The 842-nt window shown below is 47.7% G+C and carries 1 protein-coding gene; it reads left to right on the top strand.

The window, feature by feature from the left end; all coding sequences use genetic code 11:
* The coding region (ftsZ, locus tag R8O11_RS26395) for a cell division protein FtsZ (RefSeq protein ID WP_318194765.1) at window positions 1-842 on the top strand (842 nt) is incomplete at both ends.

Raw genomic sequence — 842 nt, 5'->3', positions numbered from 1 at the left:
GATTCCCTAACTGGTGCCGATATGGTGTTTATCGCAGCTGGTATGGGCGGTGGTACAGGTACTGGTGCAGCACCTGTTATTGCTGAAGTGGCGAAAGAGCTAGGTATTCTGACTGTAGCGGTTGTAACAAAACCGTTCAGCTTTGAAGGCAAAAAGCGTTTAGCGTTTGCTGAGCAAGGCATCGATGAGTTATCTAAGCACGTTGACTCGTTAATTACGATTCCAAACGAGAAGCTACTTAAAGTTCTTGGTCGTGGCGTAACGTTGCTTGAAGCATTTGCGAGTGCGAATGACGTTCTTAAGAATGCAGTTCAAGGTATCGCCGAGCTAATCACTCGTCCTGGTATGATCAACGTCGACTTTGCAGACGTACGTACAGTGATGTCTGAAATGGGTCACGCGATGATGGGTAGTGGTATTGCGAAAGGTGAAGACCGAGCTGAAGAAGCGGCTGAAATGGCAATTTCTAGCCCACTTCTAGAAGATATCGATCTTGCTGGTGCTCGCGGTGTTCTTGTTAACATCACTGCTGGTCTGGACATGCGTCTTGATGAGTTTGAGACAGTGGGTAACACAGTGAAGGCATTTGCATCTGACAATGCGACCGTGGTTATCGGTACTTCTCTAGACCCAGATATGACAGATGAAATCCGTGTGACTGTAGTTGCGACAGGTATTGGCAATGAAAGAAAGCCAGATATCACGCTAGTCGCCGGTGGTAAAGCAACAGTAGCTTCGGCTCCTCAAGCTCAGCCACAACAAGTTGCGGCAACCCAAGCTGAAGAAAAGCCGGCACAAACTTTGCAAAATCAAGTGCAAGAGAAGCCACAGGTAACTCCTCA

The organism is Vibrio sp. 1288 (assembly GCF_033344475.1).
The sequence above is the reverse complement of the archived record's forward strand: the minus strand, read 5'-3'. Positions and strand labels throughout refer to the sequence as shown.